27 protein-coding genes are annotated in these 23,556 nt (G+C 70.4%); 12 read left to right on the plus strand and 15 right to left on the minus strand.

Features of this window, described 5'->3' with window-relative positions; genetic code table 11:
• Positions 1 to 105: 105 nt before the first annotated feature.
• Positions 106 to 558 (minus strand): MarR family winged helix-turn-helix transcriptional regulator, encoded by a 453-nt coding sequence (locus tag ASF23_RS16640; RefSeq protein WP_055956347.1) that lies wholly within the window; start codon positions 556 to 558, stop codon positions 106 to 108.
• 60 nt (positions 559 to 618) lie between these two features.
• On the opposite strand from ASF23_RS16640, the gene ASF23_RS16645 reads away from it, so the two are divergent.
• From ASF23_RS16645 to ASF23_RS16660, 4 genes are read left to right on the plus strand one after another with little or no spacing between them, the layout of a single operon-like run.
• Positions 619 to 1,563, plus strand: coding sequence for an alpha/beta fold hydrolase (locus ASF23_RS16645; protein WP_055956350.1), 945 nt, complete (start codon positions 619 to 621; stop codon positions 1,561 to 1,563).
• Positions 1,564 to 1,572: 9 nt separating this feature from the next.
• Positions 1,573 to 1,851, plus strand: coding sequence for a hypothetical protein (locus ASF23_RS16650; protein WP_055956354.1), 279 nt, complete (start codon positions 1,573 to 1,575; stop codon positions 1,849 to 1,851).
• A gap of 48 nt (positions 1,852 to 1,899) precedes the next feature.
• A complete protein-coding gene (locus ASF23_RS16655) occupies positions 1,900 to 2,091 on the plus strand; it encodes a hypothetical protein (RefSeq protein WP_055956357.1) in 192 nt (63 codons plus the stop codon).
• Positions 2,092 to 2,151: 60 nt separating this feature from the next.
• Complete coding sequence (locus ASF23_RS16660; RefSeq protein ID WP_055956360.1) at positions 2,152 to 3,132, plus strand: nucleoside hydrolase; 981 nt, start codon at positions 2,152 to 2,154, stop codon at positions 3,130 to 3,132.
• A 140-nt stretch (positions 3,133 to 3,272) separates the two neighbouring features.
• Here ASF23_RS16660 and ASF23_RS16665 read toward each other — a convergent pair whose 3' ends face one another.
• From ASF23_RS16665 to ASF23_RS16680, 4 genes are all read right to left on the minus strand, one after another.
• Positions 3,273 to 4,199 (minus strand): PfkB family carbohydrate kinase, encoded by a 927-nt coding sequence (locus tag ASF23_RS16665; protein ID WP_055956363.1) that lies wholly within the window; start codon positions 4,197 to 4,199, stop codon positions 3,273 to 3,275.
• Positions 4,199 to 5,716: a purine-cytosine permease family protein gene (locus tag ASF23_RS16670; RefSeq protein ID WP_055956365.1), complete on the minus strand. Its 1,518-nt coding sequence runs from the start codon at positions 5,714 to 5,716 to the stop codon at positions 4,199 to 4,201. Before ASF23_RS16670 ends, ASF23_RS16665 begins: the two co-directional genes overlap by 1 nt.
• An 83-nt stretch (positions 5,717 to 5,799) precedes the next feature.
• On the minus strand, positions 5,800 to 6,846 hold the full coding sequence (locus ASF23_RS16675; protein ID WP_055956368.1) for an ADP-ribosylglycohydrolase family protein: 1,047 nt from the start codon (positions 6,844 to 6,846) through the stop codon (positions 5,800 to 5,802).
• Positions 6,843 to 7,562: a GntR family transcriptional regulator gene (locus ASF23_RS16680; RefSeq protein ID WP_200919389.1), complete on the minus strand. Its 720-nt coding sequence runs from the start codon at positions 7,560 to 7,562 to the stop codon at positions 6,843 to 6,845. The genes ASF23_RS16675 and ASF23_RS16680 overlap by 4 nt, the downstream gene beginning before the upstream one ends.
• 524 nt (positions 7,563 to 8,086) lie before the next feature.
• Between ASF23_RS16680 and ASF23_RS18460 the strand changes: the two genes are divergently transcribed.
• From ASF23_RS18460 to ASF23_RS16695, 3 genes are read left to right on the plus strand one after another with little or no spacing between them, the layout of a single operon-like run.
• Positions 8,087 to 8,266: a hypothetical protein gene (locus ASF23_RS18460; RefSeq protein WP_156364592.1), complete on the plus strand. Its 180-nt coding sequence runs from the start codon at positions 8,087 to 8,089 to the stop codon at positions 8,264 to 8,266.
• Entirely contained in the window at positions 8,263 to 9,036 is a 774-nt protein-coding gene (locus tag ASF23_RS16690; protein WP_055956376.1) for a CPBP family intramembrane glutamic endopeptidase, read from the plus strand. The genes ASF23_RS18460 and ASF23_RS16690 overlap by 4 nt, the downstream gene beginning before the upstream one ends.
• A 51-nt stretch (positions 9,037 to 9,087) precedes the next feature.
• Entirely contained in the window at positions 9,088 to 9,663 is a 576-nt protein-coding gene (locus tag ASF23_RS16695) for a hypothetical protein (RefSeq protein ID WP_055956378.1), read from the plus strand.
• 119 nt (positions 9,664 to 9,782) lie between these two features.
• Here the strand turns inward: ASF23_RS16695 and ASF23_RS16700 are convergent, their stop codons facing one another.
• The 3 genes from ASF23_RS16700 to ASF23_RS18465 form a co-directional block, all read right to left on the minus strand.
• Positions 9,783 to 9,974, minus strand: coding sequence for a hypothetical protein (locus ASF23_RS16700; protein ID WP_055956381.1), 192 nt, complete (start codon positions 9,972 to 9,974; stop codon positions 9,783 to 9,785).
• A gap of 202 nt (positions 9,975 to 10,176) precedes the next feature.
• On the minus strand, positions 10,177 to 10,581 hold the full coding sequence (locus ASF23_RS16705; protein WP_235510931.1) for a hypothetical protein: 405 nt from the start codon (positions 10,579 to 10,581) through the stop codon (positions 10,177 to 10,179).
• 552 nt (positions 10,582 to 11,133) lie between these two features.
• Complete coding sequence (locus tag ASF23_RS18465; protein WP_156364594.1) at positions 11,134 to 11,328, minus strand: hypothetical protein; 195 nt, start codon at positions 11,326 to 11,328, stop codon at positions 11,134 to 11,136.
• A 73-nt stretch (positions 11,329 to 11,401) separates the two neighbouring features.
• On the opposite strand from ASF23_RS18465, the gene ASF23_RS16710 reads away from it, so the two are divergent.
• Both ASF23_RS16710 and ASF23_RS16715 read left to right on the plus strand, forming a co-directional pair.
• The gene (locus tag ASF23_RS16710) at positions 11,402 to 11,629 is read left to right on the plus strand and encodes a phosphatase domain-containing protein (RefSeq protein ID WP_055956387.1); all 228 of its coding nucleotides are present in this window, start codon (positions 11,402 to 11,404) and stop codon (positions 11,627 to 11,629) included.
• 28 nt (positions 11,630 to 11,657) lie between these two features.
• A complete protein-coding gene (locus ASF23_RS16715; protein WP_055956390.1) occupies positions 11,658 to 13,124 on the plus strand; it encodes an SDR family oxidoreductase in 1,467 nt (488 codons plus the stop codon).
• Positions 13,125 to 13,221: 97 nt separating this feature from the next.
• Here ASF23_RS16715 and ASF23_RS16720 read toward each other — a convergent pair whose 3' ends face one another.
• From ASF23_RS16720 to ASF23_RS16730, 3 genes are all read right to left on the minus strand, one after another.
• Positions 13,222 to 13,431, minus strand: a complete 210-nt coding sequence (locus ASF23_RS16720; protein WP_156364595.1) for a hypothetical protein — start codon at positions 13,429 to 13,431, stop codon at positions 13,222 to 13,224.
• 207 nt (positions 13,432 to 13,638) lie between these two features.
• Complete coding sequence (locus tag ASF23_RS16725; protein WP_055956396.1) at positions 13,639 to 14,712, minus strand: threonine aldolase family protein; 1,074 nt, start codon at positions 14,710 to 14,712, stop codon at positions 13,639 to 13,641.
• A gap of 9 nt (positions 14,713 to 14,721) precedes the next feature.
• The gene (locus ASF23_RS16730; protein WP_055956602.1) at positions 14,722 to 16,170 is read right to left on the minus strand and encodes a DUF6421 family protein; all 1,449 of its coding nucleotides are present in this window, start codon (positions 16,168 to 16,170) and stop codon (positions 14,722 to 14,724) included.
• Between the two features lie 316 nt (positions 16,171 to 16,486).
• Here ASF23_RS16730 and ASF23_RS16735 point away from each other — a divergent pair, with 316 nt between their 5' ends.
• A complete protein-coding gene (locus tag ASF23_RS16735) occupies positions 16,487 to 17,200 on the plus strand; it encodes a hypothetical protein (RefSeq protein WP_156364596.1) in 714 nt (237 codons plus the stop codon).
• Between the two features lie 115 nt (positions 17,201 to 17,315).
• Here ASF23_RS16735 and ASF23_RS16740 read toward each other — a convergent pair whose 3' ends face one another.
• Complete coding sequence (locus ASF23_RS16740) at positions 17,316 to 18,500, minus strand: permease (protein WP_055956607.1); 1,185 nt, start codon at positions 18,498 to 18,500, stop codon at positions 17,316 to 17,318.
• A 154-nt stretch (positions 18,501 to 18,654) separates the two neighbouring features.
• Between ASF23_RS16740 and ASF23_RS16745 the strand changes: the two genes are divergently transcribed.
• Positions 18,655 to 19,890: an FAD-binding domain-containing protein gene (locus tag ASF23_RS16745; protein WP_055956402.1), complete on the plus strand. Its 1,236-nt coding sequence runs from the start codon at positions 18,655 to 18,657 to the stop codon at positions 19,888 to 19,890.
• Positions 19,891 to 20,577 carry a hypothetical protein gene (locus ASF23_RS16750; RefSeq protein WP_055956404.1) on the plus strand — a complete coding sequence of 229 codons (687 nt, stop codon included), beginning with the start codon at positions 19,891 to 19,893 and terminating at the stop codon, positions 20,575 to 20,577.
• Between the two features lie 105 nt (positions 20,578 to 20,682).
• On the opposite strand, the gene ASF23_RS16755 is transcribed toward ASF23_RS16750, so the two are convergent.
• The 3 genes from ASF23_RS16755 to ASF23_RS16765 form a co-directional block, all read right to left on the minus strand.
• The gene (locus tag ASF23_RS16755; protein WP_156364597.1) at positions 20,683 to 21,399 is read right to left on the minus strand and encodes a TetR/AcrR family transcriptional regulator; all 717 of its coding nucleotides are present in this window, start codon (positions 21,397 to 21,399) and stop codon (positions 20,683 to 20,685) included.
• A gap of 78 nt (positions 21,400 to 21,477) precedes the next feature.
• Entirely contained in the window at positions 21,478 to 22,974 is a 1,497-nt protein-coding gene (locus ASF23_RS16760; RefSeq protein WP_055956409.1) for an amidase, read from the minus strand.
• 137 nt (positions 22,975 to 23,111) lie between these two features.
• On the minus strand, positions 23,112 to 23,447 hold the full coding sequence (locus ASF23_RS16765) for a hypothetical protein (RefSeq protein WP_055956412.1): 336 nt from the start codon (positions 23,445 to 23,447) through the stop codon (positions 23,112 to 23,114).
• Between the last annotated feature and the right edge of the window lie 109 nt (positions 23,448 to 23,556).

Consider the following 23,556-nt stretch of genomic DNA (forward strand, 5'->3'; position numbering starts at 1 on the left):
CGACGACACGGCAGCCAGGGGACGGGGGCGAGCCGATGACGGACTGGAGGGACGGTGCGGGCTGGCACCGCGCCTCCAGTCCGTCGGCGTACCGGCGGAACGCGCCTACGCGCGGGTCGGCGGCTTCGTCGTGGTGATCTCCGGGATCCGCTCGACCATCCGTGCGAGCTCGTCCACTCGCGCTGGACCCTCGCTGGCCTCGAGGCGGACGAGGATCCGCTCGAACGCTGCGGCGCCGAGGGCCGTCCAGTCCCGGCCTCGGTCCGTGACCCGGAGGGGCCGGCGGCGCGCGTCACCGTCGTCGAAGCCGCGGTCGACGTAGCCGAGCTCCTCGAGGGACCGGATCGTCTTGGCGGCGGCCTGCCGCGAGATGCCGAGGGCTCGACCGAGTGCCGACGCGTCGGACGCGCCGCGCTCGATGGCCTCCATCGCGAAGTGCAGGGCCGGGGTCGCGCCGGGATGACCTCGACTGGCCAGGTCCTCGGTGACCTCGGCCGACATCGCGGTGAAGGCGCGGAGGAGCTCGCTCGCCAGGTGCGCTCCCCTCGACTTCTCCATTCCACGACGCTAGCCCACGAGGCACTAGCAACCTGGTTGTCATTCGTGCATACTGACAACATGGTTACCAATCAAGTGCACACCAAGCAGCACGCCGCGACCATCCCCGAGGTCGAACATCACGTCGAGCAGGTGGGCGGCCGGCTGCTGCACTGGGTCTCCGCGGGCACGGACGGAACTCCCGTGCTGCTCGTCCACGGGTTCCCCGAGACGTGGTGGGCGTTCCGCAGCCTGATCCCACTCCTGGCTGGGCGGCACCGGGTCATCGCGGTCGACCTCCCGGGGTTCGGGGGGTCCATCGAGCAGGACGGGGCGAGGTCGGCCGACTTCAGCAGCGCCGGAGCCGCTGCGACCCTGCGGGAGCTCATCGTCCGACTCGACCTCGGCCCGGTCCACCTGCTCGGACAGGACATCGCCGGCAACACGGTGTTCCGGCTCGCCGCCGAACACCCCGAGGACGTGCGCAGCCTCATAGCGGTCGAGACACTCGTGTCCGGCTTCGGCCTGGAGCAGCTCGCCGACGTCCGGAACGGTGGGGCGTGGCACGTCGGTGCGCTCGCGACCCCGGGTGTCGGCGAGTTCGTCTTCAGCGGTCGGATGCGCGAGTTCCTCACCCGGATGTGGTTCCCGTTCCTGACCAGCGTCGAGGGTGCGGTGACGGCGCGCGACATCGCCGAGTTCGACCGCGCCTACTCGCAGTCCGGCGCGTGGGACGGCCCGCACGGTCTGTACGCGTCAGCGCTCGCCGAGGGGGACGAGCTCCGCGCGCTCGCCGCATCCGCTCGTCTGCCGATGCCGGTGTTGGCGGTCGACGGGATGGGCGGGCCGAAGACGGCCGACGGGATGCGGGCGGTCGCGGACGGGGTGGAGGCCGTGATGCTCGACGGGGTCGGTCACCATGTCGCGATGGAGGCGCCCCAACGGCTCGCCGGCGCGATGCTGGAGTTCCTCCGCCGGATCGACCAGCCCTCCGCAGACACGGTCGAGGATCCCGAGGATCAGTAGCATCGGGGCGTGAGCGACGATGGGAAGCACGGGTCCGTGGACGGGCCGACCGACCCCTACGAGCGTGAGCCCGGCTACGAGACCGAGGTGGACGGCACGAGCGGGCGGACACCGACCGACGTCGTCGCGGGGATCGGGATCGGCGTCCTCGCGCTGATCGCCTTCGGGTTCTTCCACGTCGCTGTGTGGATCGCGTTCCCTGTCGCCATCGTCGTCGCACTCCTTGCCTGGCAGCTCCTGGCGGCTCGGCGCCGTCGGAAGCGTCGGGTGCATGGCGACCGCGTCTGAGCTCGACGTGCCTTCGCCCGAACACCCGCAGGAGGCCTCGTGCGCCGGATGAGCAACCCGTCACTCGCGTGGATCTCCCAGATCGGCTTCGTCCTCGTCGTCGTGGGTGCGATCGTCGGCTTCGGCTCTCATGATCGAGCGCCAGGAGCGATCGTCGCGATCGCTCTCTGCGGTGCTGGGTTCATCGTCGGCGTGGTGTGGACGGTCCTCGTGTTCAAGCAACCCCGAGAAGACGAATGACCTCGCGGCTGCGGCCAGATCGACGCTGAACCCGAACGACCCGACCGAACGGACCACCGCATGACGAACCCCACCCGCCCGACCCCGGTCTTCCTGGACTGCGACACCGGCATCGACGACGCCCTCGCGCTCGCCTGGCTGACCGGCAGGCCGGGCGTCGACCTCGTCGGGGTCGGCGTCGTGTCCGGCAACATCGACGCCCCGCGCGGCGCGCGGAACACCCTCGACCTCCTCGCCGTCCTCGGGAACGACCGGACGCCGGTCGCGGTCGGGCCGACCGACTTCTGGTCGCGCCCGTTCCACGGTGGCGCGCCGCACGTCCACGGCAGCAACGGCATCGGAGGCGTCGAACTGCTGAGAGCCGAGCGCGAGGTCGAGGACGAGTCCGCCGCGGAGCTCCTCATCCGGCTCTCGCACGAGCACGAGGGCGAACTGCGGGTCCTCGCGATCGGACCGCTGACGAACCTCGCTCGCGCGTTGCACATCGACCCGACGCTCCCGTCCCGGATCAGGGACGTCACCGTCATGGGCGGCGCGTTCCTCGTGCGGGGGAACGTCTCGCCCCTCGCAGAGGCGAACATCCACAACGACCCCGAGGCGGCCGACCTGGTCTACGCGGCTCCGTGGGACATCACCACGGTGCCGCTCGACGTGACCACGGGTCACCGCTTCACCGAGGAGCACATCGCGCGGCTCGTCGACGCGGAGTCCGTCCCGGCACAGCACATCGGCCGGATGCTCGAGGTGTACGCCGACTTCTACGCCACCGTCTACGTGGACCGCGTGGCGATCCTGCACGATCCCCTGGCCGCCGCGGTGATGACCGGCGATCTGCGCGTCACCTCGTCGATCCAGCTGCCGGTCCACGTCATCGGCGGCGACGGGCCGGATCGGGGCGCCACGAGGATCGAGCTGCCCGTCCGGGAGTCGTCCGAGCGCCGGGCCGGCACCGTCGTCCTCGCGGTGGACCGGCCCTTCGCGGACCTGCTCGCCGCGCACGTCTCGGGGCTGTCCAGCCGGTCAGCGGCGACGCGGCCGTAGCCGCAGCACGGCGACCGACTCTGGACGGGAGGGACGGTGCGGGCCCGACCTGCGCCTCCCGTCCGGAAGACCGCCACTGACGGACTGGAGGGACGGTGCGGGCCCGACCCGCGCCTCCAGTCCGTCAGTCCTGCACTCCGTCAGTCGCCGGACCGACCCAGGAGGTCGTCGATCTCGGCCGCGGTCGGCGCGGTCGCCGGACCCTCGCGCGTCACGGCGATCGCAGCGGCCGCGTTCGCTCGGCGTGCCGCGGTGACGAGGTCGTCCCCACGGGAGAGCGCGGCGATGAGGACGCCGTCGTGGGCGTCTCCCGCACCGTTCGTGTCGACCGCGGCGACGGCGAAGCCCGCGACGAGTTCGGCAGGACGACCGGCTACGGCGACCCAGCATCCGCGCGCGCCGTCGCGGACGACGGCCGCTCCCCGTGTGCGTGCGGCGATGCGTTCCGCGGCGTCGCCGAGGTGCGTCGACTCCGGCGCCATGAGCAGGGCTTCGCGGCCGTTCGTGCTGACCACGTCGGAGCGCGCCATGACGGCGATGAGCAGATCAGGCCGGAGGGTGTCCACGAGCGGTGACGGATCGAGGACGACCCGGACGGCATCCGGCAGGTCCGCGAGCCAGGTGCCGATGGCGTCGCCGTTGGAACGGTGCGCGAGCCCGTACCCGGAGACGAAGACGGTGTCGTCCTCACGGACCTCGACGCGGGCAAGGTCGTCGGTGCCGAGGCGGCCCTCGGCGCCGACGCTGGTGATGAACGTGCGCTCGGTCGTGGCGTCGACGAGTGCCACGCAGTACCCGCTGTCGAGGTCGGGGAGACCCGGCTGCACCACCTGCACGCCGCTGGCGAGGAGCGCCGACCGAACGACGTCGCCGAACGGACCGGTGCCGTACTGGCCAGCGAAGACGACGTCGAGCCCGTCGCGGCGTGCGGCGACCATCGTGTTGAGGCCGCCACCGGCCGTGATCTCCGACCCGTCCGCGATGACGTCGCCGCCGAGCTCCGGGATCGCGCCGATGCGCATCACGATGTCGACGATGACGTTCCCGACGGACACGAGCCGTGGCATCAGCGCACCGTCGCCGACTCGGTCGCGGACCGGGTGGCGGCGACGGACGGTTCGGTCAGCGTGCCGCGGGCACCGCCGAACAGCAGGTACACGCCGGCGGCGACCACGAAGGTGACGACCCAGCCGAGGCCGTTCGCCCCGATCCAGCTGCCCGAGAGCGGCCCGACGAACACGGGAGCCGCGTCGCCGACCTTGACGACGGTGAACAGGAAGCCGATCACGATCGCGACGGCCCACGCGCCGAAGGCACTCCAGGCGATGCCGCCGCGGTACCAGTACGCGGAGCCGCGACGGAGGTCGAGGAGCCCGACCGGGTCGTACCAGCGGCGGCGGACCATGTCGGCGATGAAGACACCGAGCCACGCGGTGATCGGCACGGCGAGGATCGAGATGAACGTGATGAACGGCGCGTAGAAGCCGTCCGCGATGAGCATGAAGTAGATCGCGCCGAGGAAGGTGATGACGACGTCGACGCCGACGGCCCACACGCGCGGGACCTTCACGCCGAGGGTCAGGGTGGTGAGGCTCGCGGAGTACACCGACAGGTGGTTCGAGAGCAGCAGCCCACCGAACGCGGCGATCAGGTAGGGGACGGCCATCCAGCTGGGCAGCAGGTCGCGGATCGCGGCGACGGGATCACCCGCGGTCGCGAGGGCGGGGTCACCGGCGGAGACGAGTGCGCCGAGGCCGACGAGGACCACCAGCGGGGTGCCCGCACCGACTGCGCTCGCGAGGACGAGTCGGCTGGCGCGCGCGGAGACCTTGCTGTACCGGGCGATGTCGGCACCGGCGGTCGCCCAGCCGATGCCGGTCCCCGCGGCGATCGTGCCGATGCCGATCACCATCGCGCTGACGGGTCCGGCGGGGGCGCTCATCACGGTGTCCCAGTCGACGCGGAGCACCAGGAAGATCGCCACGAAGACGTTGAGCGCGCCGAAGACCCAGGTCGCGTAGCGCTGGATCGCGACGATCGCCGCGTGCCCCAGGCCGGAGATCAGGACGGTGCACAGGATGAACACCAGGATCGCCACGATCGTCAGGACCGGGGTGTGCTTGGCGTTCCCGTCGGTGCCGAACACGATGGTGAACAGTGACAGCAGCACGAACGCGGCCGTCGTGGTGTTGACGGTCTCCCAGCCGAGGCGTGACAGCAGCGAGACGAGCGTCGGGCCGATGTTGCCTCGGACGCCGAACACGGCGCGGGAGAGCGTCAGGCCGGGGGCGCCACCACGGCGTCCGGCGATGGAGATGACGCCGACGACGGCGAACGAGCCCGCGGCGCCGATCACCGCGACGAGGAGCGCCTGCCAGATGGTGAGCTTCTGGAACGCGACGAGGGTTGCCCCGAGCGGCAGCCCGAGGATGGAGATGTTCGCGGCGAACCAGACCCAGAACAGCGCGCCCGGGCGGCCGGTGCGCTCGTCGGCGGGGACGGGTTCGATGCCGCGCTGTTCGATCGTGGTGAGGGTGCCTTCGCTCCTGGCGCGTGTGACAGTGGGGTCGGGTGTGGTCGTCATGTCCTCTTACGTCCTCGGAAGTGGGGGGGTGCTGTGAGTGGGGGGGTGCTGCGCGCGGTGCGGGTCCGCTGCGCGCGCGGTGGTCAGTCGGTCGTGCGGGTCCTGATGGCGAGCAGGCCGTTGATGAGCGGGTGGAGGTCGAGTCCGTTGACCTCGACCACGGTCCGGACGGCGTGCTCCGGCCAGGCGTCCGGGCCGTGGACGGCGCCGAGCACGGCTCCGGCCATCGCGGCGATGGTGTCGGTGTCGCCGCCGATGCTCGCCGCGATCCCGAGGGTCTCCCAGGGGTCGAGGTCGAGCGAGACGAGGGCGAGGGCCGCGACCACGGACTCCTGCGATGCGACGGATGTGCCGATGAGCCGGGACACGACGTCGATCCGTTCGTCGTCCGGCACCGTCGGCAGGTAGGTCCTGGCCCAGGCGGTCTTGTCGGCGATGTCGGCGCCGGCGATCCAGTGCCCGCGGGTCGCACCGATCCGGGCCGCTCCGATGGCCGCGTCGATCGCGTCCGCCCGGGTGGCGCCGTCGAGCCCGACACTGACCGCCGCCGCGATGGCGCTCGCGCCGGCGATGCCGAGTCCGGTGTCATGGGTGACGCGCGAGGCGTCCTGGACGGTGTCGACGAGCGTCTCCAGGTCCGTCGCCGGGGTGGCGATCCCGACCGGGGCGATCCGCATCGCCGCGCCGTTCGTGGTGCCGGTCGATCCGGCCTGGTCCGCGGGGACACCGGCGAGGATGCGCTCCACGGCGGTCTTGGTGCTCGGGCCGAGGAGGTCGAGCGATCCCTTGGCCTCCATCGCACGCTCCCAGTCGATGATCGCCTCGGCGAATCGCACCGGGTCGAGACGGCCGCCGCCCTCGACGAGCAGGCCGCCGACGAGGATCGCCTGCTCGGTGTCGTCCGTGATGCTGCCGGCGCGCATGCCCGCGGCGATCCGCTGGTGGGGTCCGGCGTCGACGAAGCCGGTGATCACCCCGTGGTCGGCGCGGATCTGCGCGAGCGACATCGACTGCGTCGGCATGCCCATCGCGTCGCCGATCGCGAGACCGTGCATGGCCGCGAGGGCTCGTCCCGCGCGGGCGTCGCTGGTCGGGTTCCCCGTGCTGTGCGTGCTGCCGGTGCTGGTCATCGTGTCTGCTCCGTCGTCCCGAATCGCATGTGCAACCGGAACCGGTCCGGTGCGAGGAGGCTGTCGACGTGCTCGACGAAGCCGTTGTGGATCGTCCGCGAGATCCGCTGGCTGTGCAGGAACGGCGTCCCCGCCGGCTGCTCCAGCACGGCGGCGTCCTCGGCGCTCAGGGGTGCGATGTCGACCCACTGCTCGGCGGTCGCGGGCACGAGGCCCGCTGCGGTCAGGGTGGCGCTCAGCGACCCGTCGACGAGTCCGTCCTCGACGGCACGGTCGAGTGCTCCGGTCCGGGGCACTCGGCTGCGCTCGAGGGAGACCGAGACGCCGCCGAGCACGTGACGCACCCGGTCGACGGCGATGAACGCTGCCGAGTCGGCCCCGACCCGCTCGGCGAGGTCGATGTCCTCGATGCGCTCGATGCGGAGGACGCGTGTCACGACTTCGACCCCGGTCGCGGCGATCGATCGGGCCCAGCCGCCGCGAGGGTCGAGTGCTGCGCCGTCGAACGTGACGATGGAACCGACGCCCCCGTGCGTGGCGATGTACTCCTCGTCCGCCAGGTCAGCCAGTGCGGCGCGGACCGTGCCGCGGCTGACCGCGAAGCGCTCGGCGAGCTCGTGTTCCCCGGGGAGGCGCTCGCCGGGGACGAGTCGGCCCGTCGCGATCGCGTCGCGGAGGGCGTCGGCGACACGGCGTCGCTTCGATGAGACAGGCATGTGGTCGAGCATACATGTTCAGTACCTGTCCACTCCAGGACTGTCCGGATCTGTCGTCAGCCCGGGTGCGGTCGGCGAGACGACGGACGGGAGGGACGGTGCGGGGCCGACCCGTGCCTCCAGTCCGTCATCCGCTCGCGTCCGGCAGGACGCTTCGTCGGTGCCTCGCGGTCGCGCTCAGCGGCGGCGGTGCACGACCTCCTCGACCGCACGTCTCGCCGAGTCCGGTACCAACGCGGAGGAGTCCAGGGGGACGTCGATCAGCTCGCCGTGGACGTCGTTGCGACGTTTCGACACTGCGGAGTGCAGTGACCCTCGATCGCGGTGGTGACGTGCGCCGCACTCTCCGACATCCTGGTTCCTGCGTCGTGGACGACGCGGGAACCAGGGGGGTCATGCATCACCGGTCGAACATCGCGGAGAGCGCGCACGACAGCATCCATCCGGATGGCTACGGCGGTTCCGGTGCGCCTCGTGCAGCCGCCGCGCGTCCGCGGCGAGGGTCTGCGCTGACAGTGTTCTCGATGGCGCTCGTCGCCTTCGGCGCCGCAGCGGCGCTCTTCGTGCTCACGACCGTTCGTGTCGTGGGATCGGTCATGGACGATCACGGCGCGGACATCGGCGCCGGGCTCCTCGGTGTGGCCTGCTTGGTCCTCGTACTCGGGGGATGTGTGCTCACGTCCGCCGCGAAGCGTGTGTCATGACCGACGGCCCAGAGGCTCCGACGCACCGGAGCATCGCACTGCCGGACACCGAGACCGGTCGGGAGCCGAGCGTCGGCTGGGGTCCCGGCATCGCGGTGCTGCTCGGGCTCATCGGGTGCTGGTTCCTCCCGTCGATCGTCGGTCGTGGTCTCCTGTCGAGCGACATCGGCGGCTCGGCGGTCGGTCTGTCCGTGGCGGTCTCTTCCTACGTTCCGTTGCTCGCCGCCGTGGCGTGGGTGGGGCGGCGCGACACCGTCGACCGACTCGGACTCCGGCTCCGTCGGGTCGACGTGCCATGGGCGCTCGCGATGACGGCCGTCGCGGCCGCGGTGTGGGCGTTGCTCGGTCTCTGGCTGTTGGGGGACGCAGGAATCGGGTCGGACGGTTGGATCCAGGGCGGACCGTCGATCGGGGACGTCGCATCACTCGTCGTCGAGCCGGTGATCGTTGCACCCATCATCACGGAGCTCATGTTCCGCGGCGTGCTGCTGCGGTGGCTCGTCGCCCGGGTCCGCAGCACGGGGTGGAACGCATTCGCGCCCGCGATCGGCGTGGTGGTCACAGCGCTGGTCGCCGCCGTCGTGCACGTCCTCGGGACGAGCTTCACCGCACCGGGATCGGCGCCCGTCACGATCATGGAGTTCACCGGGACGTTCGTGTTCGGCCTGCTCGTCGGCGCGGTCGCCGTCCGCACGGACCGGATCGGCGCGGCAGTGCTCGCGCATGTGTTCTTCGCTGCACTCGAGACCGCGCTCGTCTGGCCCTGGTGACAGATCGCACGGCTCACCGCGACCGAGGAGCGGTTGCGCCAGGATTGCGACATGCAACTCGACACGGTTCTCCAGCGCGACGACAGCGCGGTCGTCCTTGCCGAGCTCGTCGCGCTGCGCTCGCCGAGGCGGGTCCTCGCACGCGGAGTCCACCACGGTCCCGGTGAGCGGCCGTGGCAGTTCCAGGTCCTGCTCGACGAGTCGGACCGATCGTGGGTGTTCGATCGTCAGCGTGAGACCACCAGGTACCGGTACCGCGAGGGAGTTCTGCACACCGACGACGGCCCGGCCGAGGTCTCGTTCGACCGGAGTGGGATCGTCGCTCCTCCGGTCCGCATGCTGACGCCCGAAGCGCTGCCGTTGTGGGGCCGCGGCCCGGAGAGCTTCTCGCCGATGCTGGTGCAGCGCGTGGGAGGCCACTCGCTCCTCATCACGTTCGAGCACACGCTCGACCCCGCTGACCGGCAGACCCTGGTCATCGACGAGCGCGACGGCGCTGCGCGACGGTGGTACCGCGATGGTGCGGTCACCGTCATCACTGATGTCCGGGAGGCCGACCAGGACGAGTCGAACCTCATGCGGCCGCGGTTCGCGAGGCTCGACGGCTGGCTTCCACCCGAGTACTGAGCACTGCCCGTCGGAGTACCGCTCGGTCCTGTCCCTCCTGAGTCATCAGAACCTACTGGCCATGCCGTCATGAAGAGCAGGGGATCTTCAAGCGCGGACGGACGCCGCCGATCGAGTCTTCATGGATGGTCGCGACGCGCTAATGCCCGTGCACCGGCCACTATGAAGATCAGCCCGGGGGCGATCAGAACTATCGCGAAGATGATCTTCCCAGCAGCATCGGCGGGGTTGAAGATCATCTCGGCGATTCCGAAGAGGATGAAGAACAGTCCGAACGCGATGGTGGTTTTCGGCTTCTTGATGGTGAGCACTGGCGTAGATCCTCGCTCCGGGTCGGATCGGTTCGTCCGGGATCCCGCGAACTTCGACGATGAAATTCACCAGCTGGACCCCGCAGACGGTGGTGGCTGCCGCCGCTGAGACGGGACGACGACGGGTGGGGTGCACGGCTGGGCTCTGCCCGAGTACTCATCACTCCCTGTCGGGGTGCCGCCCCGCATTGTCCGTCCTGAGTCATCGTCGCGACAGGCCCCAGCGTCGACGTATCGCCGTCAGATCGTCCCAGATCCACAGGATCGCCCAGAGGAATCCGAGCGACAGCAAGAAGAACACGGGCCCGGCGACGAAGTCCACCCAATCCCATCGCCCGTCGTGCACGATCGTCGTCCCGCCGAGCAAACTGCCGGGCCGGAGGTACGCGCGCACCTCATCACCCGCCCCGGCCGAGCCGTCCAGGGCGACGTCCCGTTCCACCACCCGTCCGTCGTCGGAACGCCATCTCCCTGAGACGTGTTCGATTCCGCGCCCGGGCTCCCGTCGCTCCACGGTGAACGTGCCCCAGATGACGGGCTCGCCACGATCGTGGATTGCGGCGACACCGATGTACACGAAGAAGCCGGCCAGAGCGAGCAGCCCCACGTAGGCAGCCATCCGGAGGATCGCCCGCGGTCGTCGAGGAGTCGGCTGATCGCGTGGTGGACGACGGGTGGGCACTGAAGCATCGTGCCACGCGGTCAGGCCGGCTGGGTGCCGAACCATCCCTGAGTCCCGCGCCGAACGGTCGTAGGCTGCGAGAGGCCGACCCTGCGTGATCACGAACGGTCGACCCGACCTGACTGCCGCGAGGAGACAGATGACGACGAGAGGGATCAACCTCGGTCCATCCGCGGCGGACGTTCGTGCGGTGGCCGAACTTCACGGTGTTGCGCCCCCTTGTTGCACCTCTACCTGGCGTTGGCAAGGCTCCTGGAGGAACCGTCCACGTCGGAGGACCGCAACTGGGCGGCGCCGAGGACGGCCACGCTCCTCTATTTCCTCGCGTTCACGTCCGGCACGTCTGATCGGTGGCGCGATCTCCTCGGCCGACCGCTACAACGCTGACGGACGTTCTCACCACACACGGTGACCGCCTCCGGATTGGAGGCACGGTGCGGGCCCGACCCGCGCCTCCAGTCCGTCAGGAACGCTCGCTCATCCGAGCGAGCGTTTCGTGCTTCCTCCGTTTCGGAAGGTCGTGAGAACTTTCAAGACTGCGGGCATCAAGGCGGTGACGACATTCGCTCGGTCCGGCGGCGGGGTCAGCGCGACGAGGAGCACCATCGTTGCGCAGACGATCGCGATCGCAACCGTGCGGTACCGCCCGTGTTCAGGGGTGGGGGAGATCATTTGTTCTACCTTTCGGAGGCAACCTGAGGCGCCGGTGGCTTCGACAGTCGCGTTTGCGCCGTCGCCTCTACCTATGCATCGCACAGATCACGGCGTCGAGTTCGATCGGCTCCTCAAGCGTCGCGACCACGACCAGCGCCCGGACGTCGAGGTCAAGCGCAGCATCCCCGCGCGCATCCGGAAGACCCACCGGGTCGTCCTCGCGATCGACGACAGCCCCGGCGTCATCGGGCTCTGGCGGTCGCAGCACATGCCGGTCGTCGTCGTGCCGGGGTGGGACGACGAGGTGGCGCTGCCGTGACCCGACGACGATCGCCGTAGAATCCCGTGTGACCTCCGACCCCCTCGACCCCAGCGGCATCCCTCCCGCAGACCTGGAGGTCACGCTCCGGGTCCTCGCGCAGCTGACCGAGATCGACGAGAGCCATCCGGACTTCGTCCGCGTGCGGCAGGCGACCGCGAAGATGTTCAAGGCCGTCAAGCGGACCCATCGGCTGAACAAGCGCGCGGTCATCGCGGAGGCCGACCGCGCCGTGATCGCCGCGACCGCCACCGGGGCCGCCGACCGCATCGACGACGAGACCCGGGGCGTCCCGATCAGCGCATCGACGGACGCCGCCACCGCCGGCACCCTCCTGAAGTCCCGCCCCTGCTACATGTGCAAGCAGCAGTACACGGTCGTCGACGCGTTCTACCACCAGCTCTGCCCGAGGTGCGCAGCACTGAGCCACGCCAAGCGCGACGCCCGGACCGACCTGACGGGCAAGCGGGCGCTGCTCACCGGCGGCCGCGCGAAGATCGGGATGTACATCGCGCTCCGCCTGCTCCGCGACGGCGCGCACACCACCATCACGACGCGGTTCCCCCGGGACGCGGTCCGCCGGTTCGCGAGCCTGCCGGACTCGGCCGACTGGATGTCGCGCCTGAAGATCGTCGGCATCGACCTCCGCGACCCCGCGCAGGTCATCGCGCTCGCCGAGGACGTCGCCGCCGCCGGCCCGCTCGACATCCTGATCAACAACGCGACGCAGACCGTGCGCCGATCGCCGGGCGCCTACCAGCCGCTCGTCGATGCCGAACTCGCACCGCTGCCGGACGGACCCCTGCCCGAGCTGGTGACTTTCGGGCACACGAACGACCAGCACCCGCTGGCGATCGCCCGGACGGTGGCGGCGCACCCGATCCTCGCCGCTGCTGCCGCACGGGCGGACGAGCTCACGAAGCAGGCGATGGCCCCGGGCTCCAGCTCGCTCGACCGTCTCGCCGTGGGCACCGCGATCGACGCTGGTGGCCTCGTCCCCGACCTACACGACGAGAACTCGTGGACGCAGAACGTCAGCGAGGTCGACCCGCTCGAGATGCTCGAGGTGCAGCTCGCGAACACGACGGCGCCGTTCATCCTGATCTCGAAGCTCCGGCCCGCGATGGCTGCGAGCGACGCGCGGCGGACCCACGTGGTGAACGTCAGCGCCATGGAGGGCGTGTTCGGCCGCGCCTACAAGGGACCGGGGCACCCGCACACGAACATGGCGAAGGCCGCGGTGAACATGCTCACGCGGACGAGCGCACAGGAGATGTTCGAGACGGACGGCATCCTGATGACGAGCGTCGACACCGGCTGGATCACCGACGAGCGGCCCCATCCGACGAAGATCCGGCTCGCGGAGGAGGGGTTCCACGCCCCGCTCGACCTCGTCGACGGGGCAGCCCGTGTCTACGACCCGATCGTGCGGGGCGAGGCGGGCGAGGACCTGTTCGGCGTCTTCCTCAAGGACTACGCGCCGGGTTCGTGGTGACGGCGCGCTGAGCGCGACCCACTGATGGACGGGAGGCACGGTGCCAGCCCGCACCGTCCCTCCAGTCCGACGGTGGGCGCGCAGCGCGCCCGCGGGCTCAGGGGCGGTAGTCCGAGCGGTTCTGCGGGGGATCGAGCGGCAGCTGACGGGGCCACGTCCGACCACTCAGCCCGGCGAGCACACCGACGACGGATCGGACCAGGATGCTGCACGCCGTCCGGACGAACCCGCGTTGGTGCGGGGACTCGAACCCGTCGTCGCCGTAGGGCCGATCGCCACCACGCTCCTGGGGCTCTTCGTCGCGCATCATGAGATTCCCACCGATCTGTTCCCCGGATGCTACTGCGCACGGACCGCCGCCGGCCCGCGGCCGTCATGCCCGCGGCCGTGTTCTGAACACGGCCGTCCGGGCTGAACACGGCCATTGGGGTGTTCCCCGTGGACGCGCGTGTTCACGAGGAGCGCACGCCCACGGAGATGAGTAACGGGCGGCGGGCAGCGGCCGGCACCGTCGTCAGACCGCGTCGAGCTCCCGCGTCAGCGCCGCCACGAAGTCGTCGATGTCCTGCTCCGTGGTGTCGAACGAGCACATCCACCGCACCTCGTTCCGGCTCGCGTCCCAGTCGTAGAACCGGAAGTGCTGGCGGAGTCGATCGGCAACGCCGGCCGGAAGCGTCGCGAACACGCCGTTCGCCCGGGTGTCCTGGCTGAACCCGACACCGCGGATCGAGCCGTCCGCGATGCCACGCTCGAGTGCCGACCGGAGCCGCATGGCCATCGCGTTCGCGTGCCGGGCGGAGCGGAGGTACAGGTCGTCCTCGAGCAGCGCGATGAGCTGCGCCGAGACGAACCGCATCTTCGACGAGAGCTGCATGTTCATCTTCCGGAGGTAGTGCAGCCCCTCGGACGCCGCCGGGTTCAGCACCACGATCGCCTCGCCGTAGAGCATGCCGTTCTTCGTGCCGCCGAAGCTCAGCACGTCGACCCCGGCGTCGGTGGTGAACGCGCGGAGGGGGACCCCGAGCGTCGCGGCGGCGTTGGAGATGCGGGCACCGTCCATGTGGAGCTTCATGCCGAGCGGGTGGATGTGGTCCGCGATCGCCCGGACCTCGTCCACCGTGTACGCGGTCCCGAGCTCGGTGGTCTGCGTGATCGACACGACGAGCGGCTGCGGGCGGTGCTCGTCGCCCCAGCCCCATGCCTCGCGGTCGATGAGCTCCGGGGTGAGCTTGCCGTCGGGGGCGTCGACGGTCAGCAGCTTGATACCCGCGACCCGCTCAGGGGCGCCGGCCTCGTCGGTGTGGATGTGCGCGGTCGACGTGCAGACGACGGCACCCCACCGCGGCAGCATCGACTGCAGTCCGACGACGTTCGCACCGGTGCCGTTGAACACCGGGAACGTCTGCGCCTGCTCCCCGAAGTGCTCGGCGAAGACCTCGTTGACGCGGGCCGTGTAGAGGTCCTCGCCGTACGCGATCTGGTGGCCGTTGTTCGCGGCGGCGATCGCATCGAGGATCTCGGGGTGCACGCCGGCGTAGTTGTCGGAGGCGAAGCCCCGCAGGTCCAGGTCGTGGAGTTGGAGGGTCACTGGTTCATCCTAGTTTTCGCGGTCCGACATCCCGGTGATCCCGGCCGTCGACTGGATGACCACCGCCATCTTCTTGTTCAGGGCCTCGTAGAACATCGAGAGCGGGAACTCGTCGTCGAGCACGGCGTCCGTGTAGCCCTTCGGTGCTCCCGCGAGCGTCTCCTCGGACAGGCCGCGCGCCCACCGCGAGGCCGGGTGCGGCGTGAGCGTCCGCGTGAGCATGGCGTACGCGGCGAGCCAGTGCGACGCCTTCGGCCGGTCGATCGACCGCCAGTACAGCTCGTTGATCTCGTCGCTCAGGGCGATGACGACGTCCGGCACCGCGTCCCAGTCGATCGTGAGCCGGGTGTCGGTCCAGTGCAGGACGCCGTGCTGGTGCAGCCACGCGAACAGCAGCTGGCCGCCGAGCCCGTCGTAGTTCCGCACGCGGCTCCCGGTGATCGCGAAGCGGAAGACGCGGTCGAAGATCACCGCGTACTGCACGAGCTTGGCGTGGTCGCGGATCTCGCGCTGCGCCGCCGAGAGGTCCTCGTCCGGCCTCGCCGACAGCGTGCGCTGGAGGTGCACGGACTCGCGGAACGCCGTCAGGTCGCAGCGCAGTTCCTCGAGCGAGTAGAGGAAGAACGGCATCCGCTGCTTGATCATGAACGGGTCGAACGGCAGGTCACCGCGCATGTGCGAGCGGTCGTGGATGATGTCCCACATCACGAAGACCCGCTCCGTGAGCTCCTGGTCGTCGAGCATCGCTGCGGCGTCGTCCGGCAGGTCGAGCTTGGTGATGTCGGCGGCGGCGCGGACGACCCGGCGGTAGCGCGCGGCCTCGCGGTCCTGGAAGATCGCGCCCCACGTGAACGTCGGGATCTCGCGCATGGCGACGGTCTCGGGGAACAGCACCGCGGAGTTCGTGTCGTAGCCGGGGGTGAAGTCGACGAACCGGAGCGCGACGAAGAGCGCGTTGCCGTAGTCGCCCGCCTCGAGCTCGGCGATGAACTCCGGCCAGATGACCTCGACGAGGACGGCCTCGACCAGCCGCGAGGAGCTCCCGTTCTGCGTGTACATCGGGAACACGACGAGGTGGCCGAGCCCGTCGACGCGGTGCTCCTGGGGCTGGAACTCGTTCAGCGAGTCGAGAAAGTCGGGGACGCCGAACCGCTCGTCGCGCCATCGCGCGAAGTCGCGCTGGAGCGCGTCGAGGTACGACGCGTCGTGCGGGAACGACGGTGCCAGTTCGGCGACGGACGGGAGGATCGTGGCAACGTGGTCAGCGGCCGTCGCGTGGTACGCGGGGTCGGGAACCGAGCCGTCGGCCGCCTGCAGGCCCTGCAGCGCGACGACGGCCTGCTTCAGGCGCAGCCATGCGGGGTGGCTGGCGATCGCGCGCACGGAACGCATGTCCTCGACGACCTCGGGCTCGCCGACGATCGCGTCCTGGGTGTGGTCCTGGACGAACTGAGACATGTCGAACCTCCCGTCATCGGGTCGTGCGCGCATCCGCTCGGACGCGGTAATGCGCAGGGATCGAGCACCGAGCTGAAACCTGACACGAGCCTAATGAGATGCCGGAGACGCATTCTTGCCCATTCCCGGCGGAATGCTGCGTCGGATGGACACGCACGCATCGCGATGACGTCCGCACGCAGTTCTTCGACGTCCGGGGTCGATCTCGGGCCCCGAACGACCCCGCCCGGACTGGGGGTCGAGCCGCAACGGGGTCGTCCGGCAGCCTGGGACGACCAGGCTGTGAGACCGCACAGCAGTGTTCGGGAGGGGAACGATGTTCGGACGACGCGCACGCAGGGACAAGCCGGAGCACCAGGCGGTGCCCGAGGCACCCGTCGACGAGTTCGCCCGCGCCCGGCAGGTGGGTGACGGCGTGCTCGCCCACGCGGCGAAGGTCTTCGCCGACCCGCGGGGCCTCCACGCCGAGACGGTGCTCACGGTCCTCGGATCGCTCGCCGGGCGTGCGGCGCAGATCGCGGCGACCCTCGGCGTGCAGTCCGGAGCGCCCGAGTACCGGGGACGCGTGAACCGGGTGGCGCAGGACCCGACCGGAACGCAGTTCGCCGTGGGGGACGGCATCAACCTCCCGCTGTTCGAGTCGCCGGACTCCGTCCACGCGATCGTCACCGCGCCGCTCCTCGCAGCCGGTCGGACAGCCCCGACCGTGGAGGACATCGCGCGGCACGGCGCCGCGACGATGGGCACACCGGCGTTCGAGGTCCCGCGGTTCGCGCCGGGGACCACCGCGCGTTGGATGCCCCGCGAGGCCGTCGGGTTCGGACTCCAGACCCTCGCGATCCCGCCCATCGCCCTGCCGCCCGAGCAGTGGTACGTCGCCTACGCGACGGCGGCCGCCAAGCTCCTCGAGATGAACCGCCCGCACCTCGACATCGAGCCGCTCACCAGGGTCGTCCTCGACTCCGCGAACATCGGCGCGAAGCTGCTGGTGACGCCGACCGTGGACCCGCTGGTCCAGACGTCGGCGTAGCTCCGCAGGGTGACCCGCTGACGTACGGGAGGGACGGTGCGGGCCCGCACCGTCCCTCCCGTCCGTCGTCCGGTCGCGTCCACCGGACGCTCGATGACCCGGTGACCGCGCGCAGTCAGCGCGTCGCGGGATGGTGTCGGGGTTCGTCGTCGTGGTCGGGCGTTCCGCTCATCGCGTGGAGCATCGACCACGAGCCGCTGCGGACGAAGACGGCGACCAGGACCGCTCCGACGGCGAGGAAGGCGATGTTGAGCCAGGTGGTGTAGTTCCAGGTGATCGAGGACGTCACGATCGACAGGTGCCTGTTCGTGGGGATCAGTCCGAGTGGGGTGAAGACGAGCTCCACGACGTACCCGGCAAGCACCATCGCACCGTAGAAGATCGCCGTGATGCGAAGCGCCGCCCGCAGGCCGTAGTACCGCCGGTAGATGACGATGATCGGGATGATGATCAGATCGGCGAAGACGAAGCTGATCACGCCGCCGAACGAGATCCCGCCGTTCCACAGCACCGCGGCCAGGGGGACGTTGCCGACGGAGCACACGAAGCTCACCATCGCGAGGAGCGGACCGATGATCGGGTCGATCACGAAGGCCAGTGTGGGGTGCCCTTCGAGGAACACCGCCTGGAGCCAGCGCTTCGGGACCCACGCCTCGAATGCCCCGGCGATGAGCAGGCCGATGACGATGTCGCGGATGACGGACGCCCAGTCCATGACGAAGTACTGCGACACGCTCGTCACCCCGGGCTTCGAGAGCAGGCGCCTCCAGAAGCCCTGGTCACCGCCGACGGACATGTCCATCGCCGCGTGACCCTCCATCGACCCCGCGAGACCCCGGTCGGCCTGATCGCGAGCCGCATCGAGGATCCGCCCCCGCATCCAGAGGCGAAACCCGAGGGCGATGAGGATGATCATGATCGGTCCGCCGACGAACTCGGCCACCGTGAACTGCCACCCCATCACGAACGCGAGGATCAGGCCCAGCTCGACGACCAGGTTGGTGGAGGCGACCTCGAACGCCATCGCGGACGACAGGCTCGCTCCCTTCCGGAAGAGTGCCCTGGCGAGGGCGACCGCAGCGTAGGAGCAGGACGACGACAGGGCGCCGAGTCCGGTGGCGACACTGATCGCGCGGGGCGAGTCGTCCTGCATGAGTCGGGTGATCGCCTCGGTTCGGACGACGGCCTGGATGACACCGGAGAGTGTGAACCCGAGGATGAGCGGCCAGAGGATCTCCCACCCCATGGACCCTGCAGCGGCCAGGGCATCGCCCATCGCGCGGAGTACGAACATGGTCATCCTCTCTGTGTCGTGGTCGACAGACCCGTCGAACATACCCCCAAGGGGTACTTGATGTCCTGCCCCGGCCAGACGCCCCGCACCGGGACCGTCCTCCGTCCGGCGAACGCACCGGGGTCAGCGTTCCCAGCGGCGCGGCGCGCACCATGGCGGGGTGTTCATCCCCACCAGATCAGCTGGCCTCGAGGCGCTCGCCGACTTCGTCCCCCGCGCCGGCAGCGCGTACGCCCGCGACCGGAACCACGACCTCGGAGCCTCGCGGGACAACGTCTCCGGACTCTCACCGTCCGTGCGGCACCGACTGGTGACCGAGCAGGAGGTCGTCACGGCGGTCCTCGACCGGCACAGCCTCCGGGCCGCCGAGAAGTTCGTGCAGGAGGTGTTCTGGCGCACCTACTGGAAGGGGTGGCTCGAGCAGAACCCCGAGGTGTGGCGTCGGTACCGGCGCGAGGTGAGCGAGTTCGCGATGGGTGACCTGCCGCCCGGGTACACCGACGCGGTCGCGGGCCGGACCGGCATCGACGCGATGGACGCTTGGGTCCGGGAGCTCGTCGACACCGGGTACCTGCACAACCACACGCGGATGTGGTTCGCCAGCATCTGGGTCTTCACGCTCGGCCTGCCGTGGCAGCTCGGTGCCGACTTCTTCTACCGGCACCTCCTCGATGGGGACGCCGCATCGAACACGCTGTCGTGGCGGTGGGTCGCCGGGCTCCAGACGACGGGCAAGACGTACCTGGCATCCGCGTCGAACATCGCTCGGTACACCGACGGGCGGTTCTCGCCGACAGGGCTCGCCACGACGGCCCGGGCGCTCGCCGAGGAGCCGCTCCCACCCCGGGCGCCGATCGAGCCGGACGACGTCGTCGGGACGATCGGGGAGCGGGTCGGTCTGCTGCTGCACGAGGAGGACCTCGAGCCGGCGAGCCTCCTCGCCGAGTGTCCCGGCATGGCGGACAGCCTCGTCGCGACCGCGGTGTTCGCCGACCCGGGGGAGCGGTCGCCGTTCGGCGCGTCGGACGCGGTGTCGTCGTTCACCGCGACCGCGCTCGACGACGCCGCCGCGCGTGCACTGGACGCGGGCGGACGTCCGGCGCAGGTGCTGTCGGACACGCTGCCGTCGACTGTCCTGCGGTGGGCGGAGTCCGAGGGTCTCGACACGGTGGTCGTCCCGTGCGCGCCGGTCGGACCCGTGCACGAGCGGCTCGCGACGCTGGGACCGGCGCTCGCCGCGGAGGGTGTCGCGCTCGTGACCGTGCGTCGGCAGTGGGACAGTGCGGCGTGGCCGTTCGCGTCGCGCGGGTTCTTCCCGTTCCGCGAGCGGATCCCGGCACTCGTGCAGCAGCTCGTCGAGCCGTCGGGATCGTCGGCTGCCGTGAGGCTGTTCTAGATGACGTCCGACGCAGCGCTCGGACGTGGGTCGCTCGGACCCGCGAGCAGCGCCGTCCTCGGTCGTCGTCGGGTCGTCGGGGTCGTCGCGATCGTCGAGGCGGTGGTTCTGCTCGTGGTCGCGCTGCTCGGGGACCGGATCACACGACCGGTCACCGTGACGCTCGGCAACACGGCAACGCGGACCCTGTCCCATGTCGACCTCGGCATCGCCATGGTGGTGGTGGTCGGTCTCGTCGGGGTGGCCGGCGTCATTCCTCGGCGATGGGCAGGGGCGGTGGACCCGCTCCTGACGACGCCGATCACCGTGTTCGTGGTCGCACAGGCGAACGGGGTCAGGGACATCGGCGCACTCGTCGGGGTCTACGCGCTCGCGTCGGCGGGGGTGCTCTTCGCCGTGGTGCAGGAGCGTGCACGACGCCGGGCGGACGGTCCTCGTTCTCGCGTCCCGCTCGGCCTCGGGTCGGCCGTCGGGATCGTGCCGTGGGGCATCATCGCGCTGCACCAGGTGGGTGCGGGGTTCGTCGGGCACCCGTTGCCCGGCGCGGTCGTGCTCGTCACGCTGGCGGCGCTCGTGTTCGCGATCGGGGAGTTCGTGGCGACGTGGCGGGATCGGGGCCCCGCGGCGTTCGTCCTGCGGGCGGTCGGACTGTCCGTCGTGGCGTGGCTGGTCGTGCTCGCGCTCTGACGGCACACGCGCCGGTCCGGGTCCGGGTCCAGGTCCAGGTCCTGGTTCTGGTTCTGGCTCTGGTTCCGGGGCGTGCGAGCCGTCGCAGTCGCCCCGGATCGCGGGTCACTTGGCCAGGCGGTCCAGCCAGTCGCCGAGGAGCGCGCGTTCGTTCGGCGTCAGTGCGGTCGAGTCGGCGACCTGCTGCCGGAGCTGCATCGCCGCCCCGAGCCGGACCGCACCCTGCCCGTGCCCGTGCCCGTGCCCTTGCTCCTGGGCCTGCCCGCGTTCGGCGAGGACGGCACCGAGGGCTGCCTCGCGTCCGCGTGTCGACAGGCTCATGTCGCGGCGGTCGACCGGCATCGCGAGGAGGGTGAAGACGACCCCGACGCCGGTGGCGCGCAGCATGGCGACCGCGTCCTCGACGGGGACGGCGAGGAGCCCGTCCGTCGCCGCGACCTCGATCTGCGTCCGGAGGATCGCGTCGATCGCGTCCGCGGCGGCGGTCGACGAGCCCGGGTGCGGGTCGCCGTACGCGATCGAGTACACGTGCGGATGCTGCAGGCCCCATGCGATGTGCATGTCCCACCCCTGCCGGAGCGACTCGATCGGGTCCGCGCCGGGGGTCCAGCCCGTCCAGCTCGCGAGGTGGTTCGAGAACCCGTGCAGTGCGACCGCGTCGAGGAGCCCCTGCTTGTCCCCGAAGATCCGGTAGATCGTGGGGGCCTGGATGTGCAGGGCGGTCGTGATCGCGCGCGTGGTCACCGCGTCGCGACCGTCCTCGTTCAGGAGGGCGGCAGCGGTGTCGAGGATGCGGACACGCATCTCCTCCGAACGGGTCAACGCGCAGGCCTCTCGTCGTGATCGCAGCGCGGAGCCGGCGGGGCACGGCGCAGAGCCATGATCCCACCGGCTCGGCACTCACGAGTTCTCGATGGCCTGCCCGACCCGGAACAGCATTGCCTCGTCGAAGTGCCGGCCGATGAGCTGGAGACCGACGGGGAGGCCGCCGACCGTTCCGCACGGCACGCTCAGTGCCGGGTGCTGGGTGATGTTGAACGGGGTGGTGTTCGCCGACATCTCGATGGACGCCTGGATCGCAGCGCCGGCGCCGTGGGCCGGGTCCGGGAGCGGGCGGGCGGTCTGCGGCGTGGTGGGTGTCACGAGGACGTCGAAGTGCTCGAGGGCGTCGTCGTAGGCGGCCCGGAGAGTCCTGGCACGGTTGATCGCCCTCGCGTAGTTCAGGCGGCCCTGCTGCTGGTCGACGTACCGGCCGACGAGCGTGAACAGCTGCACGTTCGCGGGGTGGGCGTCGACGTCACCGCGGTGGTCGAACAGGTGCTGCATCATGTCGACCGGGTAGCGGTCGAGACGACCGAAGCCGAAGCCCTGGTTCCGGAGCACCGTCTCGGCCATGCCCTCGATCGCGATGGCTGTCCACAGTGCCGCCCCGAGCGCATGCAGCGGCACCGACACCCGCTCGACGGTGGCACCCCGGTCGCGGAGTGCCTCCGCTGCGGCGATGACCGTCTCGTCGACCCCGGCCTCCGAGTGCTCACCGCCGAACCCCTCGGTGAGGATGCCGATGCGGAGTCCCTCGACGCCGTCGTCGAGCCCGCCGAGGTAGTCCCCGACGACGATGTCGCGCTGGCGTGGATCGATGCCGTCCGAGCCCGCGAGGACGGTGAGGAACCGTGCGTTGTCGGCCACCGTTCTCGTCACCGGGCCGACGTGGTCGAACGAGCCGTCGAGCGTGGCGATGCCGGTGTACGGGACGAGTCCGTACGTCGGCTTCAGTCCGACGACCCCGGACCAGGACGCGGGCATCCGGATGGAACCTGCCTGGTCGGCCCCGAGCGTCATGTCGGCGTCTCCCGTGACGAGTGCGACGGCGCTGCCGCTCGAGGAACCGCCGGCAGAGTGCCCCATGCGGTGCGGGTTGTGCACGACCCCGGTCGCGGCCGTGTGGCTGCCACCGGACATGCAGAAGTACTCGTTCGTGGTCTTCCCGACGATCTCGGCACCGGCGGCGAGGGCGCGGGTGACGACGGTGGCGTCCTCGTCGGGCACGAAGGTCGCGAGCTCCGCCGAGCCGTTCCGCATCGGCAGCCCCGCGACCAGGATGCTGTCCTTCACGCCGAGCCGGACGCCCGCGAGTGGACCGGACGCGGCGCCGGGGATCGAGGCGCGTACCTCCCACGCGTGGTGCGGGTCCTCCGCCGGTGTCGGGATCGTGTGTGCAACGGGCGCGCGGCCGTGCAGCACCTCGGGCTCGGGGATCGCGTCGAGCGCATCGTAGACGCCGAGCATGCCGGAGATCATCGCGGTGTACTCCTCCGGGGCGTCGGCGATCGCCGTGTACCCGATCTCGGCGGCGAGGTCCGCGATCTGCGACGGTGCGGGCTTCAGGACGGACATGAGCTTCCTCCTCGGCGGCGTTCCCGGAAGGTCCGGTCACGCGCTAACAAATTCACGTTAGCAGGCAGACTCTCATCTCGTCACCGTCGGAGGCACGACGCGCTGCACGGTTCACCCGGACCCATGTGCCGGCGGCCCTACGGCAGGTCCCTCGGCCCGCGAAGCTGCCCCCACCCGAAGCGACTCTCCGCGATGAAGTCCTGCAGGTCGCTCTGCACCCGACGGACGAGCTGCGACCGACCCTCCTCGACGTTGATGCTGGAGGATCCGCCGTCCTCGCCACACACTCGCCACCGCACCCACGCCTCGCCGGACTCGACGAGGTCGTCCCGAGCGAGCGAGGTGGTTCTGCGCCAGTCGTCGACCCGCGTCACCACGAACGACGACGACGCCAGCTCATCGGGGTGGAGCATCTCGGCGAACACCGCCTCGACCACCCGCAGGATCTCCCCGACACGCAGCACCTCGTCCATGCGCCGAACCTAGTGGACGCGCGCGCACCGCATCACGACTGGCGCACCGCACCACGAACGGCGCATCGCACCACGGGTGACCACTGGTGCGATGCGTCATCCGTGGTGC

The sequence above is a fragment of the Curtobacterium sp. Leaf261 genome (genome assembly GCF_001422205.1).
Classification (GTDB): Bacteria; Actinomycetota; Actinomycetes; order Actinomycetales; family Microbacteriaceae; genus Curtobacterium.